Source organism: Streptomyces zinciresistens K42, assembly GCF_000225525.1.
In the GTDB taxonomy this organism is placed as follows: domain Bacteria; phylum Actinomycetota; class Actinomycetes; order Streptomycetales; family Streptomycetaceae; genus Streptomyces; species Streptomyces zinciresistens.
Window position 1 is genome coordinate 35,225 of record NZ_AGBF01000028.1, and the last position, 24,082, is coordinate 59,306.

At 69.7% G+C, this 24,082-nt stretch carries 17 protein-coding genes and 4 pseudogenes; 14 read left to right on the top strand and 7 right to left on the bottom strand.

What is annotated here, in order from left to right; translation table 11 throughout:
• Nucleotides 1–42 precede the first annotated feature (42 nt).
• Complete coding sequence (locus SZN_RS11955; RefSeq protein ID WP_244313337.1) at nucleotides 43–3,543, bottom strand: LamG-like jellyroll fold domain-containing protein; 3,501 nt, start codon at nucleotides 3,541–3,543, stop codon at nucleotides 43–45.
• 142 nt (nucleotides 3,544–3,685) lie between these two features.
• Complete coding sequence (locus SZN_RS11960; protein ID WP_244313338.1) at nucleotides 3,686–5,242, bottom strand: integrin alpha; 1,557 nt, start codon at nucleotides 5,240–5,242, stop codon at nucleotides 3,686–3,688.
• Between the two features lie 400 nt (nucleotides 5,243–5,642).
• Here SZN_RS11960 and SZN_RS11965 point away from each other — a divergent pair, with 400 nt between their 5' ends.
• From SZN_RS11965 to SZN_RS11995, 7 genes are all read left to right on the top strand, one after another.
• The gene (locus tag SZN_RS11965; protein ID WP_007494653.1) at nucleotides 5,643–7,634 is read left to right on the top strand and encodes a glycosyltransferase family 2 protein; all 1,992 of its coding nucleotides are present in this window, start codon (nucleotides 5,643–5,645) and stop codon (nucleotides 7,632–7,634) included.
• 377 nt (nucleotides 7,635–8,011) lie between these two features.
• The gene (locus SZN_RS11970; protein ID WP_007494655.1) at nucleotides 8,012–9,223 is read left to right on the top strand and encodes a pyridoxal phosphate-dependent aminotransferase; all 1,212 of its coding nucleotides are present in this window, start codon (nucleotides 8,012–8,014) and stop codon (nucleotides 9,221–9,223) included.
• 175 nt (nucleotides 9,224–9,398) lie between these two features.
• Nucleotides 9,399–9,857, top strand: a complete 459-nt coding sequence (locus tag SZN_RS11975) for an SCO4983 family protein (protein ID WP_007494658.1) — start codon at nucleotides 9,399–9,401, stop codon at nucleotides 9,855–9,857.
• 147 nt (nucleotides 9,858–10,004) lie between these two features.
• A complete protein-coding gene (locus tag SZN_RS11980) occupies nucleotides 10,005–11,087 on the top strand; it encodes a hypothetical protein (RefSeq protein ID WP_007494660.1) in 1,083 nt (360 codons plus the stop codon).
• Nucleotides 11,084–12,262 (top strand): toxic anion resistance protein, encoded by a 1,179-nt coding sequence (locus SZN_RS11985; protein WP_007494662.1) that lies wholly within the window; start codon nucleotides 11,084–11,086, stop codon nucleotides 12,260–12,262. Before SZN_RS11980 ends, SZN_RS11985 begins: the two co-directional genes overlap by 4 nt.
• A complete protein-coding gene (locus SZN_RS11990) occupies nucleotides 12,259–13,797 on the top strand; it encodes a VWA domain-containing protein (RefSeq protein ID WP_007494664.1) in 1,539 nt (512 codons plus the stop codon). The genes SZN_RS11985 and SZN_RS11990 overlap by 4 nt, the downstream gene beginning before the upstream one ends.
• Entirely contained in the window at nucleotides 13,784–14,392 is a 609-nt protein-coding gene (locus SZN_RS11995) for a hypothetical protein (RefSeq protein WP_208865789.1), read from the top strand. The genes SZN_RS11990 and SZN_RS11995 overlap by 14 nt, the downstream gene beginning before the upstream one ends.
• 241 nt (nucleotides 14,393–14,633) lie before the next feature.
• Here the strand turns inward: SZN_RS11995 and SZN_RS12000 are convergent, their stop codons facing one another.
• The gene (locus SZN_RS12000; RefSeq protein ID WP_007494666.1) at nucleotides 14,634–16,457 is read right to left on the bottom strand and encodes a phosphoenolpyruvate carboxykinase (GTP); all 1,824 of its coding nucleotides are present in this window, start codon (nucleotides 16,455–16,457) and stop codon (nucleotides 14,634–14,636) included.
• Nucleotides 16,458–16,795: 338 nt separating this feature from the next.
• On the opposite strand from SZN_RS12000, the gene trhA reads away from it, so the two are divergent.
• The 3 genes from trhA (at nucleotide 16,796) to SZN_RS12015 (ending at nucleotide 19,199) form a co-directional block, all read left to right on the top strand.
• Nucleotides 16,796–17,542 carry a PAQR family membrane homeostasis protein TrhA gene (gene trhA / locus SZN_RS12005; protein ID WP_007494669.1) on the top strand — a complete coding sequence of 249 codons (747 nt, stop codon included), beginning with the start codon at nucleotides 16,796–16,798 and terminating at the stop codon, nucleotides 17,540–17,542.
• 268 nt (nucleotides 17,543–17,810) lie between these two features.
• Nucleotides 17,811–18,440 carry a TetR/AcrR family transcriptional regulator gene (locus tag SZN_RS12010; RefSeq protein ID WP_007494671.1) on the top strand — a complete coding sequence of 210 codons (630 nt, stop codon included), beginning with the start codon at nucleotides 17,811–17,813 and terminating at the stop codon, nucleotides 18,438–18,440.
• A gap of 33 nt (nucleotides 18,441–18,473) precedes the next feature.
• A complete protein-coding gene (locus SZN_RS12015) occupies nucleotides 18,474–19,199 on the top strand; it encodes a Mut7-C RNAse domain-containing protein (protein ID WP_007494673.1) in 726 nt (241 codons plus the stop codon).
• A gap of 10 nt (nucleotides 19,200–19,209) precedes the next feature.
• Here SZN_RS12015 and SZN_RS12020 read toward each other — a convergent pair whose 3' ends face one another.
• On the bottom strand, nucleotides 19,210–21,240 hold the full coding sequence (locus SZN_RS12020; RefSeq protein WP_043730130.1) for a thioredoxin domain-containing protein: 2,031 nt from the start codon (nucleotides 21,238–21,240) through the stop codon (nucleotides 19,210–19,212).
• 128 nt (nucleotides 21,241–21,368) lie between these two features.
• On the opposite strand from SZN_RS12020, the pseudogene SZN_RS41355 reads away from it, so the two are divergent.
• Nucleotides 21,369–21,510: pseudogene (locus SZN_RS41355) on the top strand (Uma2 family endonuclease); the annotation flags it as partial.
• A 197-nt stretch (nucleotides 21,511–21,707) separates the two neighbouring features.
• On the opposite strand, the pseudogene SZN_RS42480 reads toward SZN_RS41355, so the two are convergent.
• Nucleotides 21,708–22,553, bottom strand: a pseudogene (locus SZN_RS42480) (CRISPR-associated endonuclease Cas3''); the annotation flags it as partial.
• Between the two features lie 62 nt (nucleotides 22,554–22,615).
• Here SZN_RS42480 and SZN_RS12030 point away from each other — a divergent pair.
• Together SZN_RS12030 and SZN_RS12035 are read left to right on the top strand one after the other, a co-directional pair.
• Nucleotides 22,616–22,888, top strand: coding sequence for a hypothetical protein (locus SZN_RS12030; protein ID WP_043730134.1), 273 nt, complete (start codon nucleotides 22,616–22,618; stop codon nucleotides 22,886–22,888).
• Entirely contained in the window at nucleotides 22,885–23,292 is a 408-nt protein-coding gene (locus tag SZN_RS12035) for a type II toxin-antitoxin system VapC family toxin (RefSeq protein ID WP_007494681.1), read from the top strand. Before SZN_RS12030 ends, SZN_RS12035 begins: the two co-directional genes overlap by 4 nt.
• Before the next feature lie 32 nt (nucleotides 23,293–23,324).
• Here SZN_RS12035 and SZN_RS38510 read toward each other — a convergent pair.
• Nucleotides 23,325–23,480, bottom strand: a pseudogene (locus tag SZN_RS38510) (DUF255 domain-containing protein); the annotation flags it as partial.
• Between the two features lie 65 nt (nucleotides 23,481–23,545).
• Between SZN_RS38510 and SZN_RS12040 the strand changes: the two are divergent.
• Nucleotides 23,546–23,767, top strand: a pseudogene (locus tag SZN_RS12040) (Uma2 family endonuclease); the annotation flags it as partial.
• Here the strand turns inward: SZN_RS12040 and SZN_RS43470 are convergent.
• Complete coding sequence (locus tag SZN_RS43470; protein ID WP_086021368.1) at nucleotides 23,686–24,000, bottom strand: IS3 family transposase; 315 nt, start codon at nucleotides 23,998–24,000, stop codon at nucleotides 23,686–23,688. The pseudogene SZN_RS12040 and the gene SZN_RS43470 sit on opposite strands and share 82 nt — an antisense overlap.
• Between the last annotated feature and the right edge of the window lie 82 nt (nucleotides 24,001–24,082).

The window sequence follows — 24,082 nt, forward strand, 5'->3', positions numbered from 1 at the left end:
GGGCGGACGGCATCAGGCCGTCCGCCCCATGGAGATCGAGTGCTAGGCCGAACTCTCTTCGATGCTGCTGCCTGCCGGCATGACAGCGACAAGCGTCACCAGCGAGGAATCCAGTGGGCCTTGATACATGCGGACTTCATCGATCGCGCCGGAGAAGTACTCGCTTGCGGTCGACTTGGTCAGGGTGCGGCCGACCTGGAGGCTCGTCGTGCTGAAGTCCCAGGCGTTGTCCCAGGCCGCGTCGGCCACCGCCACGCCATTGACGTAGAGGAGCACGTCGCCGAAGACAGCGTTATAGACAAGCGCCAGATGGTCACCATCGCCCACGGAACTCGGCAGGTTGCCGTTGTCGAGGATCGTCGTGGTCACCGCATCGGGCGTATCCGCGCTCGTCACGACGAGTTGCCAACGAGACTCAGTGGCGTTGTATTTGACCCTGACCGCGCTGCCGTTGCTGCCGGACAGAGACAGGACTGTCCCGTCCTTCGTGGGGTTCGCCGAAGCCAGACGGGCACGGGCGGTCACGGTGAAGCTGTCCTGCGCGGATAGCGGACCGGGGGCACGTGTCGCGTAGCTGTCTGTTCCGTTCAGAGCCAAGTGGCCGTCGCCCCAAAGTGGTTCTGCGGGGGGAACGCACTCCGGGTCGGCCTCCGGGTCGCACGACTCATCAGGCTGGTAGATGGTGGCACCGCCGCCAAGCGTCAGTGCGGTTCCGCCCGCGCTCTCCGGCGAACGCCCTGTCGTGGCTTCGTCCAACTGCCAGTAGGCAAGTTGGCGAGGCTGAACACCGCCGAGCTCCTGCCCCTCGGCGGGCGGGACGACCCGGTTGTAGATCTTGACGTCTGCGACGCTGCCCTTGAGGTTGTTCGTGTAGCCGCCGAGCGAAATCTTGCGGCCGATCTGCAGTGCACCCGTGGCGTTCCACACGGTGTTCCGCCCTGCAATGTCCTCCGCAATGACCGTACCGTTGACGTACAACATCATCTTCCCGGTCTCGGAGTCGTACACGCCGATGAGGTGCGTCCACACCGTGGGGACTGCGGCGGCGCCGGAGACCTTCCACGTGCCGAGGGACTCCATGTCACTGACCGGTGTGCGGAACGTCCAGGAGGCGGAGTCGACGTCGTAGCCGAGTTCGAAGCCAGGTTGTCCGGTGCCGTCCTGACTCACGACTGTCACGTTCTGAGTCGGCAGAGTGGGAAGCATCACCCACGCGCTCACGGAGAAGGTGCCGCCGGTGTCGATCGCCGACCTGCCGGCGTCGAGGTACGCGTTCCCACTTCCGTCCAGCTTGGCCGCCGTGTCGGTGGACCCCAGCGGCCCCTGTTCACCGAAGGTCACACCGGAGCCCGCGGTGGCATCCGGTGCACCGCTGCTTCCTGCCGCCTTCGCCGACCCCTTGGCATCGCCGAGGGTCCACGCCGCCACAGGTGCCCTGCCGTCGCTCACCAGGAACACATATGCGGTCGGTACCTTCTGAGCTTTACCCGCTCCGTCGATGGCGGTGACGTGCAGGACGTACGCGCCCTCACTGGGTGGCATCCAGGGGATCGTCGCCGGGCCACCCGGCGATGTGGCATCCACCTCCTCGGGCTTCCTGTCCGCCTGCGGGCCGGTGAAGTAGTAGGAATACCTCACCACGTCGGAGGATGGAGAGTCCATAGTGAAACGGCCGTAGTCACCGGTGCCGGCATGCCAGGCATCGTCGTCCGGATAGGCGGCCGAGGTGACCGAGGCCGCCTTGGGCGCGGTGTTGTCGTAGATGAATTCGCAGCGCGTCTGATCCCCGTCGGTGGACCAGGGGCCCGCCGAGTTCTCGTCAAGGCCGCGCACCGCCCAGGCGATGGTGGTGTTCTCCGGAATAGAGAAGCCGTCCTGGCCGTCGCCCGCGATGTTGTCGCCAACCGTGTACCTGAACAGCGCCTCTCCCGTCTGGCCCACGCCGGTCGTCGTCTTCTGAACCGTCGTCGCATAGCGGACGACCTCGGCCCCCGCACTGTTCGTCCACCAGACCTTGAACTCCGCCTGCACCTTCTGACCGCTGGATCCGGTGTCGTTGTGGTCGTAGTCCTTGATGACTGCACTGAGCTTCGGCGGGCCGGTCACATAGTGGGAAGTGGCCTTGCCGGACTCGCACGTGCCTCCGGGAGTCATGTTCAGCTCGTCCTGGTCCGGCTGCAACGGGGGGCGGTTGTAGGTGACCGACACGTACGCGTTGCCGCAGAACCGCTTCCAGTACGAGTAGACGCTCTCGTTCCCAGCCCTCAGTCGCAACGTCGTGGTGTCCCAGCCGTTGTCGGCGGCTTTCTGGACGGTGCCCTTAACGTCGAAGAGGACGTTCTGATTGGTGGAGGTGCAGGAACCAGCCGGATTCGTCGGTGACTTCGTGGCGATGGTCTCCTTCAACGACGGCTGGTTGCCCCACGTCGTCGCGGAGTTGATAGCACTGGCCCCAGTCGAGTTGACCCGCCCGAGCTGGACCTCTCTGGCCGAGTCGCTGTAGGTGAAAGTCATCGTCACCGCGAACGTGGCCGAGATGATGTCCTTGCCCTCGAAGGACGAGGTGGGGATCGCGAAGAACTGGCGTTTCACGTCGGTGGATGCCGCGCACAGAGCCGATACGTCGGCCGGACAGCGACCGACCCCTTCGTCACCGCCGAACTTCCAGAATGTCTGGTTGGCCCAGTAGGACGACACCATCGTCCACCCCGTCCGACTGGCCGTCTTGACAACGGGGTCGATGTAGACCGGATAAACGGTGTCGTCAGAAGTGAGCAGATCCCTGTCGGGCCTGAGACTCACGGTGTCCGATGTGATGTCCACCGCAACATCGGCAACCTCCGCTCCGTCGGGAGGTGTCGTCGCACTCTCGGCAGACGGGGACACGGACGGTGCGGTGGCTGCCTTACGACTGGAGTCCCACATCATCGGCTTCGGCGCTTCGAAGACTGCGCCGCCGGATCCACTGTCGATGGCGGTCAATCCGCCATCGACAGTCTCCTCCAGCTTCAACGATGCGGTGGAAACCGGGAGTTCGAGTTCGGCCAGCTGTGGGTTGGCAGCAGCCTCGGCACTCTTCACCACCAGAACGTGCGAGAACCCCTCGGCGCTCGCAGTGACGTTGAGATCGACGCCGGACAACACGTTCGCATAGCTTGCTGTAGAACCTGAGATCTTCGGCTTGGGCAGCGGGCCCAGCCAGTCGAGGGCCAGGGCCCGTCCGTCCTTCTCGATCTTCGCGAACGTCTTGTCGCCACCACCGGAGAAGGACATGGCGGTCAGCGCGGCCTTGGGGGCGAACGTACCGTTCTTCTGCTCGACAAGGGTGGTGTCGATGTCTGTCCACTTGCCGTCTTGACGAGTACGGACGGGTTCCACGTATCGGTTGATCGTGAAGGTGCCATCAGGATTTGCGACTGTCGTGCTGCGCTCGTCGCGCAGGCTCAGAACCTCCACCGGATCGCCCGTCTCCGCGGCCTTGGCCTGCGCGGCTGTCTGGGTGAGCGAGGGGCTGTCGTTCCTCTCGTCGGCAGCCGGCTTCATGGCCACTTCCTGCGGCGCCAGAGGGAGGCCAGTCACACCGGTCGTACACAGGGCCACAAGCGCCGTGGTGACGGCTACGCCACGACGCCCACCCCTTATGCGGAATTTCATCACGCTATGCTTCCTTCTCCCGAACCGCCGCTCAACCGACCGTTCCGAACGCGACACCTTCGTCGGGAATGCCACCCGCGCCAGGCAGGTAAGTGATCGTTCCGGTGCCCGTGGACCCGTCGATGTCCTTCCACGGGAGGACGTACAGCGCCCCCTTGGGAGAATCGGGCGCCTTGCTGTAGGGCACACCGACGTAGAGGTTGCTCGAACCCGAGATAAGGGCCATACCGTTGTAGTCGCGAGCCGTGGCCGTGCCGGGCAGTCCAGCGCCGCGAGCGAGGATCTTGTCGGCGTTGCCGACTGCCGCGTCCAGCGGACGGAAGACCTGGACAGCTCCCGCGTCCGCGACTGCACCCTTGTCCCGGCCAGGGATGCCCACGGCAAGGCGGACGGTGGCTGAGGTGGTCACGACGGTGGTGTCGGTGTTGACGATCGTCACCCGCTGACCGAGGAAGTCCCCTGCCAGCGGATCGCCCTCAACATCGGCGATGCCGGCGTCGATGGGCGCGATCTCCGTATACGCACCCGACGGCTGGATCCGGATCACCGTGACACCGCCCGCATCCGCGGCCGTCCCGATGTCCTCGTTCGGAGTGCCGACGGCCAGAAGTGCGTCCGAGTTGTAGGTCTGGTCACTGGGCCTGGAACCCGTCATGGAGAGCGAGGTTCCGAACCCGTCGCCGGCCTCCGCCACACCGCTGATGCCGCTACTGTTTTGGTCGAGCCCGACGAGAGCGGTCGGGAAACCGTTGTTCATGGTGTGGCTGAAGATGCTGACTCCCCCCGCGAACTTGGCATCGCCGATGGCCTCCCCCGGGGTGCCGACGGCGAAGTAGCGGTTCGTACCCGCCAGCGAATAGCCGAAGCGGTCGTTCACCTCCACGTCACCGGGCACACCCGGATCCTGCTGGCTCACGGAGACCTTCGTGGTGCCCTGGACGTACTCGATGGCACCCGCGTCGGGGATGGTCCTGCCGTTCACCGTGACGTTCTCGCCCGGCACACCGACCACGAGGTAAGGGGAACCACTCGCCGTCTCACCGGCCCTCACCGCATGGCCGAACCAGTCGTACGCCTCGGTGGTCGTCGCGGGATCCAGCTCGCCCTGCGTGTATCCCTCGATCACCGACCCGGCACCAATGCCTGTCGGGGTACCGCGGATCACGTAGACCGCACCGGCATCCACCAGCTGGGTCTTGCCGCTGCCGATGTCCTCGAACGGAGTGCCCACCACCAGGTCGGTACATCCGTCTCCGTCAGCGTCGTAGGAGGTACGCGAGAAGCCGAAACGATCGCCGGCTTCAGGAGTCGCAGGCATGCCGGCGGTCGCCTGAGAGATCACCGAGACGCCCTTGCCACCGCCGAGTACCACGCGCACGAGCCCAGCGCTCTTGGCTCCGTTCACGGTGGCGTTCGGGTCCGCGATAACCGTGTCGCTCAGACCGTCGCCGTTGAAATCGCTTGCCGTTCCTCCGGTGCAGCCGACAGCGGCAGCCTGTGGCAACGTAGGCGAAAAAATCCCCGTGGCTACCAGGAGAGCGCCCGCAACCACTGCACCAAATCCGGCCAGACGCGCACTCGTGAGCACACCACACCCCTAGGTCCCGCCCCGAGCGAGCCCTCCCCAGGCCCACTCCATGAAAGTTATAAGCGCAGACTAAATAGCGGCTCAGTAAAGGTTGTCAAGATCCCTTCCGGTATCCGCTTGCACATGCCGGGTACACACAGGGTGACAACTCCACCCCTCCCAGGCCGGTCTGCCGCGAGCGCAACCATTCCGAATATTACTGATCAAATCACCCATCTTGCCCCCGACCGAGACGGCCGACAACCGTTGGCTCACAAGAGGCTTGCTGGTCGGACACGGAAAGGTCATGCTATGTTCACTTCCTTTCCGGCATCTCCCCCTACCCAGAGCAACGCCCGAGCAGCAATAGCAGGGATTTCCAAATACGGGGCGTGCCCCCGTTTATTTGGAGAGCTTGACTATGTCCATCCCTGTGGTTTCCGTAATTATCGCGGCGTACAACGCAATGCCCTACATAACTCGGTGCATCACGTCTACCGCAGAGCAGAGCATTGGTCAGGAATTCCTGGAAGTAATCGCCGTGAATGACGGCTCAACAGACGGGACAGCGGAAGAGCTCGACCGCTTGGTCATGGCCCATCCTGGCCTCCTGAACGTTATTCACCAAGCCAACTCCGGCGGCCCGTCGATTCCACGCAACATAGGTCTCGACAATGCCCGCGGGCAATTCGTCTTCTTCCTGGACGCCGACGACTACCTCGGTCCCGAGGCTCTGGAGCGCATGGTGTCCGCTGCCCGGAGCAACGCCACCGACGTCGTACTCGGAAAGACGGTCGGTGTCGGCGGACGGGAGGCGCCCGTTTCGATGTTCCGCCAGAATCAGCCAAAGACTGACGTCTACTCGTCGCGCGTCTACTGGACCCTCAACCCGATGAAGCTGTTCCGCCGTGACCTCCTTGAGCGTCACGACCTGCGGTTTCCCACCGATCTTTCCATCGGTGAAGATCAACTCTTCGTGGGCCCGGCCTACATCCACTCGGCGGGCATTTCAGTGGTGGCCGACTACGACTGCCTGTACTGGGTGCAGCGGGAGGACGAGGGCAACATCACCCTGCGGACCGGTGGAACCGAACCTCGGCTGAAGTTCCTGCCGCGCATGGTCGACGTCCTTCTCGAAAATGTGCCGCCCGGCCCTGGCCGCGACCATCTTGCACACCGACACCTGACCGTGGACGTGCAACAACTCCTCGGCCACCTCGCTCTGGAAGAGCGTCCTGAGCAGGAAAAGGCCCTCACGCGCCTCGCCGAGATCATCGCTCCGCTGTGGCACGAGGGGCTGAACGACCGGCTGTCCGCCATGGCTCGGCTCCGACTGCACCTCGTGCGCCATCGGATGCTGGACGACGTACTGGAACTCTTGCGGTTCGAGGCGGAGCTGGCTCGCAGTGACGCGGCCACACCCGTACTCGTCGACGACGGCCGAGCGCTGGCCAGGTATCCGTTCCTTCGTGATCCCGTTCGGGCGATTCCCGACAACTGCTATGATGTAACGGCACAGTTGGGCATTCGCCACCGCATCACGCGGGCAGAGCTCGCTGCCTCGACTCTGCGTCTGGCCGGACACGGCTACCTGCACCGTGTGGAAACCCGTCAGGTCTCGACTGACCTCATCCTGCGCGAGCGTAAGAGCGGAACCGAGTTCCGGGTGCCGGGGACGCACACGGCCACACCTGGCCTCGGTTCCGATCACGACGCCGGGCGCTTCGCCTACGACCGCGCCGGCTTCGAGGCAGTCGTCGATGTCACCACGGCAGCCGACGGAAAGCCGCTTCCCGACGGCCTGTGGGACATCTCCCTCCGCGTCGGTGCCCAAGGCATCTCCAAAGAGGTCCGCGTCGGCAGCAAACGAGCCGAGGACGTCTCCGGAGCAGCATGCACGCACATCATCGCCACCGACGAGAGTCTGCGCGCGGTCACGCTCTACACGACCAACCCTCACGGCAACTTCACGCTCGACATCGGCGAGAAGAAGCACGCCGTGCGCTCGCAACTCCACCTCGACGCTGTGCGTTGTGCGGTGGACGGGGTCGCAGGGCTGGAGTTCTCGGGGCTCAGCTCCCTCGTCGTCGGTCCAGCCAACACCCTGGCCGTCGTCCTGGAGAACGAGCGCGGCGACAGAGCCGCGTTCCCCGCCACCCCGATCCACGAGGACGGAACGTTCACGGTACGCGTGGCACCGGCCGAATTGCCCGCCGGTGTCTGGCGAGGAGAACTTCGGCTCGGGGCGTGGTCATGGCCCCTTCCCAAGCTCCCCAAGTCGACTGTGCCGGTCAAGTGGCGACGGCGGGGGCTGCCCTGGTACGCCAAGTCCCACACTGCCGACGGTGACTTCGCGCTGGAGGTGGCGCGGACGAGCCTCGTCAAGGCCGTGGCTCGACGCCTCAAGGCTTGAGGCGCCTCGGCCGACGCCCATGGCCGCGAACGGGTCGGGCGGCCGTGGACGCAACGTGCTGACGGTTGCGCGCCGCGTCGCCGGAAAGCAGGTCCAGCGCCGAGCAGGCCACGCTTCTCCGCGTGCAGCCGGAGACGGACCGGCTCGCGGTCGGGCGCCGTGGGCGCGGACCGGCTTGACGGCAAGGCCCGCCCTGAACCCGTTCGGCGGTACGTGTCGGCAACCGGCGGCGGGCGGGTCCGGTCGTCCTGCGGGCCCCGCACCCCCCAGTCCCCCCGCCCCCGCACCCCCCCGTATCCGATATCCGGCCAAACTCCGCGTCTCACGTGGCGGAAAACACGGGCCGGGGTGCGTTACCGGGCCGTAAGCTCCTGGACATGCAGGTGATCCAGTCGACCAAGCTCGCCAACGTCTGTTACGAGATCCGGGGCCCGGTGCTCGAGGAGGCGATGCGGCTCGAGTCGGCGGGGCATCGGATCCTCAAGCTGAACACCGGCAACCCGGCGGCGTTCGGCTTCGAGTGCCCGCCCGAGATCCTGGAGGACGTCCTCCGCAACGTGTCCTCGGCCCACGGGTACGGCGACGCGAAGGGCCTGCTGGCCGCGCGCCGGGCCGTCGTCATGCACAACCAGACCCTCGGCATCGAGACCGACGTCGAGCACGTCTTCATCGGCAACGGCGTCTCCGAGCTGATCGTCATGGCGATGCAGGGCCTGCTGGACGACGGCGACGAGGTGCTCGTCCCGGCGCCCGACTACCCCCTGTGGACCGCCGCCGTGTCGCTGTCCGGCGGCACCGCGGTCCACTACCGGTGCGACGAGCAGTCCGACTGGATGCCCGACCTGGCCGACATGGAACGCAAGGTCACCGACCGCACCAAGGCCATCGTCGTCATCAACCCCAACAACCCGACGGGTGCGGTGTACGACGAGGCACTGCTCCGCGGGCTGACCGACATCGCCCGCCGGCACAACCTGCTGGTCTGCTCCGACGAGATCTACGACAAGATCCTGTACGACGGCGCCACGCACACCCCGACCGCCGCCGTCGCCCCCGACCTGCTCACCCTCACCTTCAACGGCATGTCCAAGGCGTACCGGGTCGCCGGGTACCGGGTGGGCTGGATGTCGATCTCGGGCCCGCGCGCCCACGCCGACTCCTACATCGAGGGCCTCACCATCCTCGCCAACATGCGCCTGTGCGCGAACATGCCGGGCCAGCACGGGGTGGTCGCCGCGCTCGGCGGGCGGCAGTCCATCAACGACCTGGTGCTGCCCGGCGGGCGGCTGAAGGAGCAGATGGACGTCGCCTACGACCTGCTCACGCGCATCCCCGGGGTGAGCTGCGTACGGCCGAAGGGAGCGCTCTACCTCTTCCCGCGCCTGGACCCGAAGGTGTTCAAGATCAAGGACGACCGGCGGATGGTCCTGGACCTGCTGCGGCGCGAGAAGATCATGGTCGTCCAGGGCACCGGCTTCAACTGGCCGGAACCCGACCACTTCCGGGTGGTCACCCTGCCCACGGTCACCGATCTGCGGGACGCGGTGGGCCGGATCGAACGGTTCCTCGACGGGTACGGCCAGACCTGACGATCACCCTGGCGACCACCTCGGCGACCAACCCGGCGATCACCTCGGCGACCACCCCGGCGATCACCCCGGCGATCACCCTCCGCATACAGACCGTCCGGTTTTGTGAATCGCTCAACTTTAGACGAAATCCAAGCTAGGATGGCTTCCTGTCAGCGCACTGGAGGCCATCCCCATGTACGAGCCGATCCGCACCAAGTCGGTCCACAGCACGATGGCCGGCGCCCCCTCGGACTTCCCGCACCGCTCGCGTGAGGAGGAGCTGGACATCCAGCTCGCGGGCCACCTCGCCGCGCTGCTCGCCGTCACGGACGAGCTGCGCGCGACGGCTCCCTCCGCCGACCTGGACACCGCGGCCGAGCGGCTCGCCGTCCAGGTGGCCCGGCTGCGCGGAGGCCGCAAGCCGGCCCGCTCCACCTCCCCCGACCGCACCCCCGACCGCACCCCCGACCGCACCCTCGACCGCACCTCCGGGCCCGCGGCCCTGCACGGCCGCGCGCACGCCCTCGCCGGGCGCGCCCTGGTCGTCGCCGCCTCGCGGGCCGACACGGCCGCCGCGATCCTCGCCGCCGAGCGCATGGACGCCCACGCCGCCGCCCAGGCCGAGGCGCAGGAGCTGACCGGCGTCGGCTGACCCCCGCGACGGCCCCGGTCCGCGCGCACCCGCAGCGGCGCGCGGGCCGGGCGCCACTGCACGCCCGTACCGTAACGGGACGGGCGCGACATCCGCCGTTCACCCCCTCCGGCAGGGAACGTTGGATTCCGGGAGCACGCTCCCGGTGTGAGACGAATCGCAGGAATCGTCCTCGCGGTACTGCTGATCGGTGGCGTGGTGGCCGCCGTCGTCGCAGGCCGCGGTGAAGGGGACACGAGCACGGCAACGAAGACCGTGCGCGCGGTGATCGGGTCGGAGAAGGCGGAGTTCTTCGCCGATCCCGATGTGGTGAAGGCCCTCGCCGCCAAGGGCTACACCGTACGGGCCGAGACCTCCGGGTCCTGGGCCATGGAAGGACTCGACCTCGCCGGCTACGACCTGGCGCTGCCGTCGAGCCGGGCGCCCGCCCTCGGGCTGGCGGCGAAGTACGGGGTGCGGGGCGAACTGCCGCGCCCCTTCTACTCGCCCCTCGTCGTCGTGGCGCACGAGAACGCCGCCGAGGTGCTCGCGGCGGGCGGTCTGGCACGGCTCGACGCGCCCCGCCGGGGCACGCTCGACATGGCCCGGTATCTCGACGCCGCCCGCGAGGACCGCACCTGGCAGCAGCTCAGGGGGGCCGCGAAGTACCCCGAGCTGACGGGCACGCTCTACCTGTCGAGCACCGACCCGGAGACCTCCAACTCCGGCGCGCTGTACCTGGCGGCGGCCTCCTACGTGGCGAACGGCGGCAGGGTCGTCGCCTCCCGCGCCGAGGTGGACCGCACCGCCCCGCTGCTGCGCAAGCTCGTCAGCGTGCAGGGCGCCCAGCAGTCCGGCAGCGACGCCGTCTTCCGGGACTTCGTCAGCGGCGCGGGCAATCCGCTCGTCGTGGTCTACGAGTCGCAGGTCGCCGCCCTCCTCGCGGGCGGCGAGCGGCCCGACGACCTGGTCGTCCTGTACCCGGACACCACCGTCACCAGCGACCACACCGCCGTACCGCTCACCGCGGGCGGCCGGGCCGTGGCCGCACTCCTGTCCACCGATCCGAGGCTGCGGGAGCTGGAGGTCCGCTACGGGTTCCGCCCGCAGGGCGCCCCCACCGCCTTCGCCTCGGCCACGGCCTATCTCCGCACGGAACTGACCGGGATCCACCAGGCGGCCGTGCCCACCTCCCCGGTGCTGCACGAGCTCGCGCGGCGGGCCCGCGGACAAGGGGGCGAGCGCACATGAACAGCAGTGGCCACACCGACGAGACCTTCGTCCTCACGCCGCCGGAGCCGGTGGCCGGCGTGCCGCGCGAGAAGGCCGGCGGACTCGTCCCGGTCGACGAGGCGGTCCGCGCCGAGACGACCGCCAGGGCCGCGGCCTACGTCGACGCGCTCGCCGTACTGGACGCCCGCTCCCCCGAGTTCGCCGGCAAGGTCGGTGAGATCACCGCGCTCGGCGCCGGGGAGATGCGCACGGCGGCAGCGCAGTCCAACCGCATGCTGGAGCGGACGCTGCGCGGCCTGCCGGACACCGGCGGGGACGCGCAGACGCAGGTCGCGGGCTCGCTCGTCGCCCTGCGGCGGGTCGTGGAGGACCTGGACCCGCGCGACCTGCCCGCCGCCCGCGGCCGCAGGTTCCTCTCCCGGCTGCCCGGCGGCGGCAGACTGCGCGACCACCTCGCCCGGTACGCCTCCGCGCAGGACACCCTGAACCGGATCGTCTCCGCCCTGCGCGGCGGGCAGGACGAACTGCGGCGCGACAACGCCGCGCTGCAGACCGAGCGGACCCGGCTGTGGGAGACCATGGGCAGGCTCCAGGAGTACGCCGTGCTCACCGAGGCCCTGGACGGCGCGGTGGAGGAGCACATCGCCCGCGCCGCCGAGCCCGGCCGGGCCGACGCCCTGCGCGCCGACGTCCTCTTCCCCGTCCGGCAGAAGCACCAGGACCTGCTCACCCAGCTCGCGGTGTGCGCGCAGGGCTACCTCGCGATGGACGTGGTGCGGCGCAACAACGAGGAGTTGATCAAGGGCGTCGACCGGGCCGCGACCACCACCGTGTCGGCCCTGCGCATCGCCGTGATGCTGGCCTCGGCGCTGGAGCACCAGAGGAAGGTCGTCGAACAGGTCGACGCGCTGCGCGGGACGACGGAGGACCTGATCCGGGGCAACGCCGAGATGCTCGGCACGCAGAGCGGCGACGTCCAGCGGATCGCCGCCGACCCCGCGGTGGGCGCCGAGACCCTGCGCGCCGCCTTCCAGCAGATCCACCGCACCCTCGACGCGATCGACGCCTACAAGGTGCGCGCCACCGAGGCGATGGCGACCACCGTGGAGCACCTGACCGCCGAACTCCGGGCGGCCGACGCCTCCTTGGAGCGCAGCAGGACACAGGACGCGCTGGCGGGGGGCCGGTCGTGAGAGCACGCGTCCTCGCCGGCGCGCTCGCCGTGCTGACCCTGCTGACCGCCTGCACCGCGCGGCGGGCCGACGGCCCGGAGCCCGGCGCCCCGCGCCCCGGCACGCTGCGCGTCCTCGCCTCCAGCGAACTCGCCGACATGGCCCCGGTGCTGGAGCGGATCGCCGGTGACACCGGCGTCCGGGTCGAGCCCGTCTACACGGGCACCCTCGACGCGGTGCAACTGCTGGCCGAGGGCCGGGCGGACGGGCGCTACGACGCGCTGTGGCTGTCCTCCAACGACTATCTGCGGCTGCGTCCCGAGGCGGCCCGCAAGGTCGTCTCGGAGACACCGGTGATGGCCAGTCCGGTGGCGATCGGGGTGCGCGCCGCGACGCTCGACGCGCTGGGCTGGAAGCGGGACGACGTCACCTGGTCGCGGATCGAGCGGGCCGTCCGCGACGGCAGGCTGACGTACGGCATGACCGACCCGTCCCGCTCCAACTCCGGTTTCGCCGCGCTCGTCTCCGTGGCCTCCGCGCTGTCCGGCGCCCAGTCGGCGCTGACCGGGCGCGATGTCGCGCAGGCCACGCCGCGGCTCCGGGAGTTCTTCGCGGGGCAGCGGCTGACGTCGGGTTCCTCGGGCTGGCTGGCGGCGGCGTACAAGCGGCGCGGCACGGTCGACGCCCTGCTGAACTACGAGTCCGTCCTCAAGGGCGTCCCCGGTCTGACGGTGATCCGGCCCCGGGACGGCGTGGTCACCGCCGACTACCCCCTGTCGTCGCTGGCGTCGGCGGGCGCCGCGGCCCGCGAGGACGTCCGCCGCCTCGCCGAGGCGCTCCGCTCGCCCGGCGTCCAGCGGATGATCACCGAGCGCACCCTGCGCCGCCCGGTGGTCGCCTCCGTGCCGCCCGCGCCCGGCCTGGACCGCGCCCGGCGGCGTGAACTGCCCTTCCCCGGCAGCCGGTCGGTCGCCGACGGACTGCTCGACGCCTATGAGAACAAGCTGCGCCGGCCGTCCCGCACGGTCTACGTCCTGGACACCTCCGGCTCGATGCGGGGCGAGCGCCTGGCCCGGCTGAAGAAGGCGCTGACCGCTCTGACCGGTGACTTCCGCGAACGCGAGGAGGTCACGCTGATGCCGTTCGGGTCGGCGGTGAAGCGGGTGCGCAGCCATGTGGTGGACCCGGCCCGGCCGGGGGCCGGCGCGGCCGGCATCCGCAGGGACACCGAGGCGCTGGACGCGCGGGGCGACACGGCGATCTACACCTCGCTCCAGGCGGCCTACGACCATCTGGGCGCCGCCGGGGACACGTTCACCTCGATCGTGCTGATGACGGACGGCGAGAACACCGCCGGCGCCGACGCGGCGCAGTTCCGGGCGTGGTACGCCGGGCTGGACGCCGAGCGGCGGGTCACTCCGGTGTTCCCGGTCCTGTTCGGCGACTCCGACCGCGCCGAGCTGGAGTCCATCGCCGCTCTGACCGGCGGCCGCCTCTTCGACGGCCGTGAGGACTCGCTGGGCGGCGCCTTCGAGGAGATCCGTGGCTACCAGTAGAGCGGTGGCGTATCTGGAGTCCCGCAGGAACATCGCGGGGAGCGCGTGCGGGCTGGCCGGGCTCGCGCTCACCTTCACCGGCGCGGCGGGCGCGTACTGGCCGGTGGTGGTCGCGGGGCTGTACGGCGCGGGCGCGCTGATCGCCCCGCCGGAGCGGCCCGCGCCACCGGGGTTCCCCGGCGCGTCCGCGCGGCTGGAGGAGGTGCGGGGCGACTTCGAGGAGCTGCGCGGCTATCTGGCGGACGTCGAGCTGTCGGTGACCGCCGCCGCGCGGCTGCGTGAACTCACCGTGCTGCTGGAGGCGTTGCTCGACCGGGGCTGGCGGGCGGAGCTGCTCGCGCACGACCCGGAGGGCGCGCACGTGCTGGCGCGGATCGTGCGGCGCGACCTTCCCGAGGCGGTCGACAGCTTCGTACGGGCGCGCTGGTGGACGCGGATGACCCCGGGCGGGGAGGCGCCGGAGCTGCATCTGGAGCGTCAGCTCGGCCTGCTGCGCGGGGAAGCGGAGCGTCTGGCGGAGGGGCTGCGCGAGGCGGAGGCCCGCCGCCAGGCGTCGCACACGCGGTATCTGGAGGACCGGGACGGGGCGGTGTGACGTGCCGCCGGCCGCGGGGGGCGGCCGGTCCCGCGCTCGTGCCGCCGCGGCGCGGGCGGAGACGGCGAGGGCCTGTCGTCGCGCGTTCCGCCGGGGCGGGCGGAACGGGACGACAGGCCCACAGCCCCGTACGCCGTTGTACGGGACCTCGCCGGTCACAGGGGTGGTGCACCGCGGCCGGCCGTGACGATCTTGCTGGTCAGGGCACGCTCGGTCGACCGGCCGCGGAGTCTTCGGGGCCTCAGCCCAGGCGCTGCACCAGGGCGCGGTACTCGTCCCACAGTTCCTTCGGCGTGTGCTCGCCGAACGTGTTGAGGTGCTCGGGGACGAGGGCGGCCTCCTCGCGCCAGACCTCCTTGTCGACGCTGAGGAGGAAGTCCAGGTCGGCGTCGGCCAGTTCGAGGCCCTTGGTGTCCAGGGCCCCCTTGGCGGGCAGGATGCCGATCGGCGTCTCGACGCCCTCCGCCGTGCCGTCCAGCCGCTCGACGATCCACTTCAGGACCCGGCTGTTCTCACCGAACCCGGGCCAGACGAACGCGCCCTCGTCGTTCTTGCGGAACCAGTTGACGTAGTAGATCTTCGGCAGCCTGGACTGGTCCTTGTCCTTGGCCACGTCGACCCAGTGGGCCATGTAGTCGCCCATGTTGTAGCCGCAGAAGGGCAGCATCGCGAAGGGGTCGCGGCGCAGTTCGCCGACCTTGCCCTCGGCGGCGGCGGTCTTCTCACTGGCCACGTTGGCGCCGAGGAACACGCCGTGGTTCCAGTCGAAGGACTCGGTCACGAGCGGTACGGCGCTGGCGCGGCGGCCGCCGAAGAGGATCGCCGAGATCGGCACGCCCCGCGGGTCCTCCCACTCGGGCGCGATGATCGGGCACTGCGCGGCGGGTGTGGTGAAGCGGGCGTTGGGGTGCGCGGCGGGCGTCCCGGACGCGGGCGTCCAGTCGTTGCCCTTCCAGTCCGTCAGGTGGGCCGGGGTCTCCTCCGTCATGCCCTCCCACCACACGTCGTTGTCGTCGGTGAGGGCGACGTTGGTGAAGACGGAGTTGCCCCACAGCGTCTTCATCGCGTTGGCGTTGGTGTGCTCGCCGGTGCCGGGCGCGACGCCGAAGAAGCCGGCCTCGGGGTTGATGGCGTACAGGCGGCCGTCCGCGCCGAAGCGCATCCAGGCGATGTCGTCGCCGATGGTCTCGACGGTCCAGCCGGAGACCGTGGGCTCCAGCATGGCGAGGTTGGTCTTGCCGCACGCGGACGGGAAGGCGGCGGCGACGTACTTGGACTCGCCCTGCGGGGGCGTGAGTTTGAGGATCAGCATGTGCTCGGCGAGCCAGCCCTCGTCGCGGGCCATGACGGAGGCGATGCGCAGGGCGTAGCACTTCTTGCCGAGCAGGGCGTTGCCGCCGTAACCGGAGCCGTAGGACCAGATCTCGCGGGTCTCGGGGAAGTGCGAGATGTACTTGGTGGGGTTGCAGGGCCACGGGACGTCGGCCTCGCCCTCGGCGAGGGGGGCGCCCAGGGTGTGCACGGCCTTGACGAAGAAGCCGTCGGAGCCGAGTTCGTCCAGGACGGGCCGGCCCATGCGGGTCATCGTGCGCATGGAGACCGCGACGTAGGCGGAGTCGGTGATCTCGACGCCGATCGCGGACAGGTCGGAGCCGAGGGGGCCCATGCAGAAGGGGACGACGTACATCGTGCGGCCCTTCATCGAGCCGCGGAAGACGCCCTTCTCGCCCTGGAAGACCTCGCGCATCTCGGCGGGGTCCTTCCAGTGGTTGGTCGGGCCCGCGTCGGCCTCCTTCTCGGAGCAGATGAAGGTGCGGTCCTCGACGCGCGCGACGTCGGTGGGGTCGGAGGCGGCGTAGTAGGAGCCGGGGCGCTTGACGGGGTCGAGCTTGCGGAAGGTCCCCTTCGCGACGAGCTCCTCGCACAGGCGCTCGTACTCGGCCTCGGATCCGTCACACCAGACCACGTTGTCCGGCTGGGTCAGTTCGGCGATCTCGTTCACCCAGGAGATCAGCTCGCGGTGTTCGGTGGGGACGACGGGGGGAGCCGCGATGTCGCGCGCCACGGTTGCTCCTAAGAGAGGGATTTTGTCGTGATTGGTCTTGCTATGCCCTTGTCTGCCCCGTGGGGGCTGCGGCCCGGACGCTTCGCGGACTGGATCTTCAGCGCTCATCCGGTGCCGACCGCACTCATTTGATCATCCGACGGGTGCGCCCATATGTCCAGAGGGCATCACAGGTGAGCGGAGTGAGCATCGCCACTCCTCGCGATGTTTCCGAAGCGTCACCGTGACGTCACCCCTGGTACGCGCCCGTTCGGCCGGGCATGAGACGATGACCACTTCGGAACCCCATCTCGCCCCTCCGACGCGTAACTTACGGTTCCGTAGGTACCATTCAGGGCATGACCGCGCCCGTCCCCGACGCGCACACGGACACGCCGGCCACCGGCGGCGACTCCGGCGCGCCGTCCCTGCCGCACCAGCTCGCCCACACCGCCCAGCAGCTCGGCGAGGAGATCAAACCCAGACTCCGCGGCTGGCTGCACCTGGGCATGTTCCCGGCCGTCCTGGTGGCCGGGCTGGTGCTCACGGCCCTCGCCGACTCCCCCCGGGGCCGGCTGGCCTGCGGGATCTTCGTCCTGACGGCGTGCCTGCTGTTCGGCGTGAGCGCGCTGTACCACCGGGGCAACTGGAGCCCGCGCATGGACGGCATCCTGCGCCGCCTGGACCACGCCAACATCTTCCTGATCATCGCGGGCACCTACACCCCGCTGACGATGCTGCTGCTGCCGGGCGCCAAGGGCCAGTGGCTGCTGTGGGGCATCTGGGGCGCCGCTGCGGCGGGCATCGTCTTCCGCGTCTTCTGGGTCGGCGCGCCGCGCTGGCTCTACACCCCGTGCTACATCGCGATGGGCTGGGCGGCCGTCTTCTTCCTGCCCGACTTCCTGCGCGCCGGCGGCATCGCCGTCCTGGTCCTGGTGATCGTGGGCGGCCTCCTCTACAGCGCGGGCGGCGTGATCTACGGCCTCAAGCGGCCGAACCCCTCACCGCGCTGGTTCGGCTTCCACGAGGTGTTCCACTCCTTCACGCTCGCCGCGTTCATCACCCACTACATCGGGATCTCGCTGGTGGCCTACCAGCACACGTAGACGCACCCGGACGACCCGGCACCAGGGCCACGGCCGATCCGGCCGTGGCCCTTCCGCCCGCCGCTGGTGGGCGCTCGGCGCCCTGATCGCGAGCATGCTCACGCTCTGCTCCGACACGACGATCCTCAACGCGGCGCCGACGACGACGGCCGCCCGGCCGGGCGCCGGACGGACGGGCCCGGCGAGGGCACCGGACGGACGGGCCCGGCGAGGGCGCCGGCGACCGCGGCATGACTGCCGGACAGGCCGATGCCCGACAATGACTCCCATGACGCCCGCACGCACTCCGTCCCTGACCGAACACCCCGAGCCGGGGCTTCGCGAGCGGAAGAAGATCAAGACCCGGACGGCGATCCGCGAGGCGACGTACGCGCTCATCCGGGAACAGGGCTACGACGCCACCACGATCGAGCAGATCGCCGAACGCGCCGAGGTGTCGCCGTCCACGGTCTTCCGCTACTTCCCCACGAAGGAGGACATCGTGCTCACCGACGAGTACGACGCCCTCCTGCTGGCCGAACTGCGGGCCCGCCCGGCCGGCGAACCGTGGACGGACTCCCTGCGGTACGTGATGCGCACGGCCATCGACATCGGCATGCAGCAGGAACCCGAGATCACCCGGCTGCGCTCGCACCTGATGGCGCGGGTCCCGGCGGTGCGCTCGCGGATGACGGAGAGCATGTCCGTCACCGGCCGGCTGCTCGCCGACGCCGTCGCCGAGCGCACCGGACGCGAGGGGGACGGCCTGGAGGTGCGGGTGTACACGATGTCCCTGATCGGCGGCCTCGCGGAGATCGCGCTGTACTGGGCGGAGAACGGCTTCCGCGACGACCTGCGGACGCTCCTCGACCGGGCGCTCACCGTCCTGGAGCACGGCCTGACCGTGGAGAACCCCTGAGGAACGGGCCGCCGCCCATGGCATCCTGACCGCGTGAACGGTCCCGAGATCCACGTCGAGTTCGCCCCCGAGCTGCGCCTCTTCCTCCCCGGCGCCCGGCGCTCCGGCACCGGCCCCGTCACCGTCGACGGGGTCGCCACCCTCGGCCACGTGGTCGAGTCCCTCGGTGTCCCGCTGACCGAGGTCGGCACCCTGCTCGTGGACGGCCGCGAGGTACCGGTCTCCCACGTCCCGGCCGCGGGCGAGTCCGTCGCGGTCCGGCCCGTCGCACGCCCCCAGCCGGTGCCCGGCGCCCCCTTGCGCTTCCTGCTCGACGTCCATCTCGGCACCCTCGCCCGCCGGCTGCGCCTCCTCGGCGTGGACACCGCCTACGAGTCGACCGACCTCGGCGACCCGGCCCTCGCCTCCCTCTCCGCCGCCGAGCGCCGGGTGATGCTCAGCCGCGACCGGGGACTCCTGCGCCGCCGCGAGCTGTGGGCCGGCGCGTACGTCTACAGCACCCGCCCCGAGGACCAACTGCACGACGTACTCGGCCGGTTCCGCCCCGAGCTGCGGCCCTGGACGCGCTGCACCGCCTGCAACGGCCTGCTGAGGGCGGCCACCAAGGAGGAGGTCGCCGACCGGCTGGAGGGCGGCACCCGGCGCTCGTACGACGTCTTCGCCCAGTGCGCCTCGTGCGGACGCGCCTACTGGAAGGGCGCGCACCACGAGCAGCTGGTGGCCATCGTGGAGCGCGCCCTCGCGGACTACGCGGACTGACGCCGCGCGCTCAGCCGTTCAGCGCGGCCCGCAGCCGCTCGGGGTCCGTGGTCGGGGCGTCGCAGGTGAAGTCGCGGCAGACGTACGCGGCGGGCGCGCCCTGGCGCAGCGTCCGGTCGGCGAGCAGCGGGAACTCCCCGCTGTCCGGGGTGCCCGCCGCCACGACCGCGCCGGGGGCGGTGCCCAGCAGTGCCGTACGGTGCAGGGCGCGCGTCGCCTCGTCCGTGAGCGCGGGGCCGACGACGGCGACCTCGCGGGGCCCGTCGAGCCGGGCCTCGGCCACCGCGAGACCCCAGCCGATGAAGCGCGGGACGCGCGGCCCGAGCGTCTTGACCACGCCCAACGCCCGCTCCGCGGCGTGGCGGTGGGGCGCGGAGGCGGTCTGCGCCGCATAGCCGAGGAGGGCTCCGGCGGCCGCGCTCCAGCCGGAGGGCACGGCGTTGTCGGTGGGGTCCTGCGGGCGGCGGATCAGCCGCTCGGCGTCGGCGGCGGTGTCGTAGAGGGCGCCCGACTCCTCGTCGCTGAAGCGGGTGAGGACGTGGTCGAGCAGGAACCCGGCGAAGTCCAGCCAGACGCCTTCCCCGGTGACGGAGGCGAGCGCGAGGAAGCCCTCGGCGACATCGGCGTAGTCCTCCAGGACACCGGAGTTGGCGCCGGCCTGCCCGTCCCTGCTGGTGCGGGTGAGGCGGGCCTGGTCGTCGAAATGCAGCCGGACGAGCAGGTCGGCGGCGCCGAGCGCGGCCTCCACGAGGTCGGGGCGGTCGAAGTAGGCGCCGGTCTCGGCGAGGGCGGCCACGGCCAGCCCGTTCCAGGCGGCGACGACCTTGTCGTCACGGCCCGGTGCGGGCCGTCCGGCGCGGTGGCTCAGCAGCCGCTCGCGCACGGAGGCGATCCTCGCCGCGTCGAACACCTCGTCCTGCCGGGGGAGTTGCAGCACGGAGGCGCCGTGCTCGAAGGTGCCCTCCTCGGTCACCCCGAAGTGGCGCGCGGCGAGTCCGGCGTCCTCGTCCCCGAGGACCTCGCGCAACTGCGCGGGCGTCCACACGTAGTACGCGCCCTCGACGTGCCGCCCGCTGCCGTCGTCGCTGTCGGCGTCGAGCGCGGAGGCGAAACCGCCCTCGCCCGTGCGCAGTTCACGGACCATGAAGTCGGCCGTCTCCAACGCCACACGCCGGGCGAGCTCGGAGCCGGTGGCCCGCCAGAGGTGGGCGTAGACGCGGCAGAGGAGCGCGTTGTCGTACAGCATCTTCTCGAAGTGGGGCACCACCCAGTCCCGGTCGACGGAGTAGCGGGCGAAGCCGCCGCCGAGCTGGTCGTAGATGCCGCCCCGCGCCATCCGCTCACAGGTGTCCTGGGCCATCTGGAGCGCGCCCTCGGCGCCGGTGCGCGCGTGGTGGCGCAGCAGGAACTCGATCACCATGGAGGGCGGGAACTTGGGCGCGCCGCCGAATCCGCCGCGCTGCGGGTCGTACTCGCGCGTCAGCCCGAGCAGTGCCTGTGACAGCTCCTGCTCACCGGGGGCCTCGGGGCCGCCGTAGGAGATCTCGCGTCCTGCGAGGTCGCGCACGATCTTCCCGGCGACCTCGGCCACCTCGTCGCGCCGGTCCGTCCAGGCGCCGCGCACACCCTCCAGCACCTGGCGGAAGGACGGCATGCCCTGGCGGGGTGCGGGCGGGAAGTAGGTACCGAAGTAGAAGGGCTCCCCGTCCGGCGTCATGAACACGGACATCGGCCAGCCGCCCTGCCCGGTGGCGGCCTGGACGGCCTCCATGTAGACGGCGTCGACGTCGGGGCGTTCCTCGCGGTCGACCTTGACGGACACGAAGTGCTCGTTCAGGTACGCGGCGGTGTCGTCGTCCTCGAAGGACTCGTGGGCCATGACGTGGCACCAGTGGCAGGCGCTGTAGCCGACGCTCAGGAACACGGGGACGCCGCGCCGCCGGGCTTCTTCGAAGGCATCCGGTGTCCACGGCCACCAGTCGACCGGATTGTCAGCGTGCTGAAGCAGATAAGGCGAGGTCACACCAGCCAACCGGTTCATACGCCCCAGCCTCTCACAGCGTCCGCCACGACCGGTGAAACACTGACGAGCCCGCCTCACCCGGCCGGATTGCCCTCATGCGCCATGACGTGGCGGTCGACCCCTTCCCTTCCGAGTGAGCGGTGTGCAACCGCCGTCCGGACGTCATCGTCTGTCGGGCGGAGACCATCGACCTCACGCCCACCCGCCCCGAGCACGTGCTCCTGGTCGTCGAGGTGGTGTCGCCCGGCTCGGAGACCACCGACCGGATCGTGAAGACTGGCGACCAATTGCTCCAGCCGGGTCTGGAGGTCGCGCCGTTCGGAACTCTGGGGGAACAACGATCCGAAGGAAGTGTCCTCGGGTACCGTGCACGCCTCCCACCCCAAGGACTTGACCTTCGGCTGCTCGGTCGCTGCCACTCCGGCGGCGTACGCGGTCAGGTCGACACCCGCACCGGCGTGGGCCACCTCCTTCCGATCGGACGCGACCCAGTCACTGACCGAGGTGAGCGCCGCGAGGGCCAGTTCCGCAGGCCCGTCCATCATCACCCGCGCCCAGTCGGCCGCACTCGGCTCACCCTCCGGGGTGCGACGCAACCTGCACAACTCGTCGGCCAGCGCCTCCACACGGGTGGCCCAGGTCTCCCCTCCGATCGCACCACGCTTGTAGGAGACCTGCCGGAGATCGGCCGGTCCCGGAACGTACCCGTGGTGAGCACCAAGCGCGGCCCCGATGGCCTCGGCAGTCTCCGCCGAGGCGCCCCACTTCACCAGCAGTTTCCGTACGTACAGCGCGCTGATCAGCCCGTGCGCCACATCCGTCCGCGCCCCCGAACTCCTCGGACCTTCCCGCAACCGGTCGATGGCAGCGTGATCGGACTCTGGCAGCAGCGTCTTGGCGACGTCCGCCCTCAACCCCTGGAAGGTGGGTGAACACTTGCCCAGGTCGTGCAGTCCCGCCAGCCTCGCGGCCCACTCCCGCGCGTCCCCGAGCGGCTCCAGCGCCGCTTCCAGACGGTTCCTGAGGTAGGGCCCGAGGCATAGGTCGAACAACTGGTACGCCACTTCCGCGGTGTCCAACGCATGACAGATGAGGGGGTGCGGCCGACAACCGTCGCCCAGCTTCCCCCAGATCAGACGGACGTCGACTGGCAGGCGGAATTCACCGTTCGAGAGAGACACGACGCCCACCCAACCAAGTGCCGGACTCCGACGGGCGGGGATTCCGTTCCTCACCCCCTGCGAACCGCCACTCCACCAGTCCCGCCTGCTGTTCTCGCGACGGGCCGAGAGGGCTCCCCCGCCATGTCGACCTCGGAGTACGCGGAGCACCGCAAGCCCTCGCTCCCCGACAAACCCTCTCCCTATAATAGACAATGTATTACACTAGGGCCATGAAGCCATCCCGCCCCGGAACCACCGAGAACATCTCTGTGTCCATGCCCACCGAGCTGGTCGGCGAGCTCCGCTCCCGAACCGGCCGACGCGGGCTGTCCAGCTACATCACCGAGGCTGTCAGGCACCAGCTCGCCATGGACGGGCTCGCGGAGATCGTGGCGTCCCATGAGGAGGAGCACGGCTCGCTCACGGAGCAGGAGATCGAAGCCGCTCGTCGCGAGCTGTTCGGAGACGTGAACACCGAGGATGTCGAGCGGGGCGCTGCGTGAAGGAGCAGTCGGCCCGGTCGCTGGTGCTCGACTCGGAGGCGCTCTCACTGCTCCTGCGCAACGACCGCGGTATGGCGGCTCGCATCGAGGCATCCCGGCAGGTCGGGGTTCCCGTCCTCGTGTCCGCGCTGACCATTGTTGAAGCCGTACACGGGAAGACCGATCTGGCACGCTTGAAGTGGGTGCTCTCCCGGCTGCGGGTGGAACCAGTCAGCCAGGAGGACTCGCTGACCGCGGTGGCGTTGCTTCAGGACGCAGGCGGTCTGCACGGACACCAGTACGCGATCGATGCCCTCGTCGCCGCGCTCGCGCTCCGCACCCCGGCCCCCGTGATCGTCCTGACCTCCGACCGTGACGACTGGTCGAAGCTCTGCGGGAAGCGCGTGATCATCAGAGACGTGTAGCACCACCGACTACTGGGTCTGCGAGTTCACTGGCACCAGTGGCAGGCGCTGTAGCCGACGCTCAGGAACACGGGGACGCCGCGCCGCCGGGCTTCTTCGAAGGCATCCGGTGTCCACGGCCACCAGTCGACCGGATTGTCAGCGTGCTGAAGCAGATAAGGCGAGGTCACACCAGCCAACCGGTTCATACGCCCCAGCCTCTCACAGCGTCCGCCACGACCGGTGAAACACTGACGAGCCCGCCTCACCCGGCCCCGGCTCGGAGACCACCGACCGGATCGTGAAGGTGGACCAGTACGCCAAGGCCGGCATCCCCTTCTACTGGCGGGTCGAGCAGGCCGCCACCGGGATTCCGATCGTGTACACCTACGTCCTCGATCCCGCCACCCATGCCTACCGGGACGGCGAGATCTTCACCGGCACCGTGAAAGCCACCGCACCCTTCGCCTTCACGGTGGATCTTGGGGACATGTAGAGAACGGAAGAGTCGGGTGGAAGTTCGACGGTGACAGGCTGACCGGCGGCGGCGACCTTCTCACCGCGGATGGCGCCGGCGATGCCCGGCTCGCGCATCAGCCGTTCGACGGTGCGGCGGGCCACCGCGTGACCCCGCCGGTTCAGCTCCCGCCGGATCTTCCGGGCCCCGCGGAAACGGCAGTTGTCGGTGTGGACCTGCCGGACCAGCTCCTTGAGTTCCGTGTCCCGCACGGAACCGGCGGACGGGAGGCCGCTCGCGTCTCGTGGGCGCCGCAGGGGGGAAGGGGCGATCTCGCAGTCGTGCTCGGTGAGC

Bases quoted from the DNA above. Each gene is read 5' to 3' on its own strand.
- SZN_RS11955 (WP_244313337.1), bottom strand. From the start codon at position 3,543: ATGAAGCCGGCTGCCGACGAGAGGAACGACAGCCCCTCGCTCACCCAG.
- SZN_RS11965 (WP_007494653.1), top strand. From the start codon at position 5,643: ATGTCCATCCCTGTGGTTTCCGTAATTATCGCGGCGTACAACGCAATG.
- SZN_RS11970 (WP_007494655.1), top strand. From the start codon at position 8,012: ATGCAGGTGATCCAGTCGACCAAGCTCGCCAACGTCTGTTACGAGATC.
- SZN_RS11975 (WP_007494658.1), top strand. From the start codon at position 9,399: ATGTACGAGCCGATCCGCACCAAGTCGGTCCACAGCACGATGGCCGGC.
- SZN_RS11985 (WP_007494662.1), top strand. From the start codon at position 11,084: ATGAACAGCAGTGGCCACACCGACGAGACCTTCGTCCTCACGCCGCCG.
- trhA (WP_007494669.1), top strand. From the start codon at position 16,796: ATGACCGCGCCCGTCCCCGACGCGCACACGGACACGCCGGCCACCGGC.
- SZN_RS12010 (WP_007494671.1), top strand. From the start codon at position 17,811: ATGACGCCCGCACGCACTCCGTCCCTGACCGAACACCCCGAGCCGGGG.
- SZN_RS12020 (WP_043730130.1), bottom strand. From the start codon at position 21,240: ATGAACCGGTTGGCTGGTGTGACCTCGCCTTATCTGCTTCAGCACGCT.
- SZN_RS12030 (WP_043730134.1), top strand. From the start codon at position 22,616: ATGAAGCCATCCCGCCCCGGAACCACCGAGAACATCTCTGTGTCCATG.